At 38.3% G+C, this 4,506-nt stretch carries 5 protein-coding genes; all 5 read left to right on the top strand.

Translation table 11 applies throughout. The features are described from left to right. Positions 1-580: 580 nt before the first annotated feature. The 5 genes from KJS58_RS24575 to KJS58_RS24560 all read left to right on the top strand — a co-directional run bounded on the left by KJS58_RS24575 (position 581) and on the right by KJS58_RS24560 (position 4,497). Positions 581-1,228, top strand: coding sequence for a DUF4352 domain-containing protein (locus KJS58_RS24575; protein WP_213536311.1), 648 nt, complete (start codon positions 581-583; stop codon positions 1,226-1,228). Between the two features lie 577 nt (positions 1,229-1,805). Beyond that, positions 1,806-2,648 (top strand): helix-turn-helix domain-containing protein, encoded by an 843-nt coding sequence (locus tag KJS58_RS24570; protein WP_213536309.1) that lies wholly within the window; start codon positions 1,806-1,808, stop codon positions 2,646-2,648. Positions 2,649-3,245: 597 nt separating this feature from the next. Beyond that, a complete protein-coding gene (locus KJS58_RS24565; protein ID WP_213536307.1) occupies positions 3,246-3,812 on the top strand; it encodes a hypothetical protein in 567 nt (188 codons plus the stop codon). A 113-nt stretch (positions 3,813-3,925) separates the two neighbouring features. Next, on the top strand, positions 3,926-4,060 hold the full coding sequence (locus KJS58_RS25705; protein WP_283771336.1) for a hypothetical protein: 135 nt from the start codon (positions 3,926-3,928) through the stop codon (positions 4,058-4,060). Between the two features lie 218 nt (positions 4,061-4,278). Beyond that, entirely contained in the window at positions 4,279-4,497 is a 219-nt protein-coding gene (locus KJS58_RS24560; protein ID WP_213536306.1) for a hypothetical protein, read from the top strand. The last annotated feature ends 9 nt before the right edge of the window (positions 4,498-4,506 follow it).

Genomic DNA, 4,506 nt, shown 5'->3' with positions numbered 1-4,506 from the left:
GAATTCATCGAACAAGATTGGGCTTTCCAAGGAAGGTATGATTACTCTAATTGCAACTTGGCTTAAAGAAGCACATATTAGTAAAGAGGATAAAGAAAAGATCAAAGAATTGCTGTAAGCACCCACTAACCGGTGCTTTTTCTTTTACATAAAATTCGGGACCAGCGGGGAGTTCTGCATAATTTTCACGTTAAAAACTTGGCTTCTACCTTTTAAAACCAAGGTTATAGATGACCGTTTTTATTAGCGTTGTCTTTTCATATTTGACGTTATGGCTTTGTCACGCTAGCGTGCCTTTTCTTTGTTTTTCTTGTCACGCTAGTGTTCCAAAAATGAAATTGTTTGTACCCATGAAAACATTAGGCTCTGACTAATCCCACACTAAAAGTGGGGGCAGTTTTCCCTTATGCTCTTTCTGTCTTTAAATGGAATTTCGGCGCATATTAGGTCTGAGGTAACAAATGATTAATAGCGACACTATAGATGTTTTGTTATAGATTTATAATTTTTTCTAAGATATGATTAGTAGCACTATAGCTCTATAGAACTATATATATAATTAATAGGGGGATTTTCAGTTATGGCAGGATTGGTACAATGTAAGGCATGTAATAAAGAAATTGCAAAAGGTGTTAAGAAATGTGTGGGTTGTGGCAAAGACCAACGTAATTGGTTCATGAGACATAAGATCATGACATTCATTGGAGCAATCATTATTCTAGTTATTGTAGTTAATATGGGTGGTGGCAGTGGAGAGGAAAAAGTCGCAGCGACTAATGGAGATGTAAGCACAAAACAAACTGAGAAAACAGATACGATATATAACGTGGGAGACACTGTAAAGGATAAGCAATTAGAATTAACAGTAACTAAGTTTGAAGAGTTGGATGAAATTGGAGACCCTAGCTTTTTAGGAAAAAAAGCATCTGACGGTGGGACTCTCGTGGCAATCCAATATACCATGAAAAATGTTTCTGACGAGCCAGTAGGCATGTTTAGTTATCCGTCTGTTAACTTAGTAGATGAAAAGGGCACTAAATATGATTCAGATATTGACGGCACTAGCGCTTATGCAGTAGAGACAAAAATTGATGACTCCAAAGTTTTTTCTGACCTAAATCCAGACATAAGTGTATCGAGTGTAGAGGTATACGAAGTTTCTAAAACTAGGTTTGCTGAAGGCTCATGGTTTATTAAAATAGGTGATTCAAAAGTTCAAATCAAATAATTCCTAATCTCTCAAAAAGGCAAAAAGGTTGGACACACCAAAAAAGGTGAGTTTCCCTATAACATGGGTGGCTCACCTTTTTTTTGGCGATGGGGGTAACAGGAATTCGGAACAATCGCTTGTGTGAAAAGTAATAAACTTTCCTTTGAACGCTATGAACGGTCTAACCCAGCAAAAGTGGAGAAAGGATGAGTTTGAAATTTCACGATTCACGAGAGTGCCCATTTATACCCCTGCTTCGCAGGGATGGGTCTTGGTCATAGTTTTGCCTGTGGCAAATAACCCGGCAGGGCCCATCGTGAGAAGAACAAACATGTCTTGAGAGTCCTTATATCGGGATATCGCTATTCCACGTCATTACTGGATTTATTCGTATTTTTGTTAGTTTACTAGCTTCATAGTATCATGCTAAAATCTTCTAAACGAGAAAAAAGCGCCCTATGCTTTGGTCGGCTAGGCGCTTCTTCTCTATACATCAAGGGGCATAGTCTGCCCTTATTTAGTTACCCCTATTATAATAGGCGCTAACCTGAATAGGCAAGACTATCTGCTCCTTAAATTTAAGGAGGCTATTTTTATGAAAACAGACCGTAAATCAAATACCAATACCATTATTCGAACAAGCAAACGTGAAAACCCTTATGTGATGATCGATAAGTACGGTTTAAACGATGAACGCTTATCATGGAAAGCGAAAGGTTTATTAGCTTATCTTCTCTCTAAACCGGACGACTGGCAGGTATATGAATCAGACCTAATTAAACGTGCAACTGATGGACGAGATTCGGTTAGAACCGGTTTGCGCGAATTAGAAAAATTCGGCTATCTATCAAGACGCCAGATCCGCGGAGAAAACGGAAGTTTCGGACACATGGAATATATTATTTATGAACGTCCTGTAACAGAAGATCTTCCCACTGACGGAAAACCCGTCGACGGTGAAAAACCGCTGACGGAAAACCCGTCGACGGAAAATCCGCTGACGGAAAACCCACTACTACTAAATAATGATTTAAATAATAATGATTTAAATAATGATTGTTTGATTGAAGAAGCTGAAGCTTCTAGCTCTTTTAATAACGAGAAGATTTATGAAGCATTAACTACACACTTGCCCGAATCCATTTATTTGGAGGGCATACCTGTAGGATCCGCTTATGTACAAGAAATACTTCTTATGTTGCAAGAACAGTTTCCAAGCCAGTTAGATCCAGAAGTTGTACGTATTGCTGCTGATCGATACTTTGAACGTACTGCTTATCTGGCTCCAGATGCACCGAATGGTGTAAAAATGAAGATTGATGTTCGAAATCCCGTAGGTCTATTTAACAAAGCGTATTCTGAGGCAATAAAACTTTATAAGATTAAAGCAATGAAAAATCCCAAGGAACGAGATTTAACCTTTCAAAGCCAAGTCTGATATTGGGTGACCCTTTAGTATGCATTGGGCTATGAGACGAGCATAATCCTACCCTGTAGAGGTTTTTGAAAAAACAAAGTATCCAATTAACAAAAAAATATAAAATGCGTTATACGGCCATTTGAGAGTCTTATATGAGGTGTATGATCAAATTAATCAAATTCAGTACCATAGGTGCAAAATAAATAATCCAAGGAGGGAAAGAAAAAATTGAGTATTGAATTTGGTTCTAAAGAATTTTTTGAAGATCAAATAAAAAATTAAATCATCATCTATCTCCAGAAAGAGTTGTATGTCTTATATTATCTGCTGTGGTTCAAGCTGAAAAAGATGATAGTTTTGGGGAAATAATCATTTAGATTTGGGAGTGCAGAGGGCTTGCCCTTTGCTTATACCATGTGTTGTCTTTAAAAAATATTTTCAGCGAGATTCCTTTTATACCATTCTGCCGAACCGGCAGGGTAAGAGAGGACAACAATGAACGTAATATATATTCATTCACACACATTCATACATAAAAGCCTTTATTTAAAAGGTTTTATCATGGTGTATATGTGGTGGATTAGTGAACGTTCATGAACAAAAGGAGGGATTTATATGGCTTGGTTAAGTGTGGCAGATGTGTCAGATCGGGCAGGTATACCTCCAGAGACTGTTCGGAGATACATAACGCGTCATAGCTTGCATCTGCAGGTGAAAAAAGGACATAAATCATATTCAATTGCTGAAAACTGTATTCCAGTATTTATCCAAATTAGAACGTTGTATGCTGCAGGGAAAACTGCTGAGGATGTAGAGACTGAATTGCTTCGATCCGGGCGACCTACAATTATAAGCGTGAATGCTGATGGTGAATCTGTGAACGTAAATGTTATAGAAAACCTTGCTGTACTTGATACTAAGATGAATGCAATTATGACTATGCTTATGAACGTAGATGAACGGTTGAAAGAAGGAGAAAAAAATCGTAGTGAGATGAACGAAAACATCAAGGATATCTGCGAACAGGTCATGAATGTACATAAAGAGGTGGCGACGGCAACAGAACAGTTTCAAGAGATCCAGAAAAATCAGAAGGAGACACGGGATCAGTTGGTGGAGATTGTCTCACGTATTGAGACTCATGGAAAACGTCGAGGCTTGCTTGAGTGGTTTAAACGATGATTGGATCTACCAACAGTAATTAGAGAATCCGCACGGCTCCCTAATGCTTATGCGTCTCACAGATCTAGCGTTGATTTAATGATCTCAGTCATGATTTCCGAGGGGTAAATAGAATGGCCAAAACCTGCAAAGGGCGTCTTTTTAATGCAGGAGCTTCCCTAGAGATGTCGAATTGTGATGTCGAGGAGGGTGATAAATTTGAACCAGATTACTTCTTACTTGATCGAGGTCATACATTCACCGCATAAATCTGTAAAGTATCCATGGCAATGGTAAGTCAAGTTAGCTAAAGGTGCGGATGGGAACTATCTTGGATATGCATCGGAAGCCTTGAAGCCCCATGAACACACTCATGGCTGGGTTGAAACAAAAACAGACAATCTTGATGATGCTTTCGAATATATGAAAAATATATGCGAGAGCAAAACGAAATAAACAATCTTGAATGGAGGGAGGAAAGGTATATATGAGTTTCTCAAACGACGACTTAAGTAATTATAATCGGGCTGACTCACCTTGGTTCCAAGTGTCACTAAACGGAAAAGTTGATATCGGATCCGAACAAGGGAATTCATCGAACAAGATTGGGCTTTCCAAGGAAGGTATGATTACTCTAATTGCAACTTGGCTTAAAGAAGCACATATTAGTAAAGAGGATAAAGAAAAGATCAAAGAATTGCTGTAAGCACCCACT

Source organism: Paenibacillus sp. J45TS6, assembly GCF_018403285.1.
Lineage (GTDB): Bacteria > Bacillota > Bacilli > Paenibacillales > Paenibacillaceae > Paenibacillus.
This window is presented reverse-complemented; position numbering and strand designations above follow the sequence as displayed.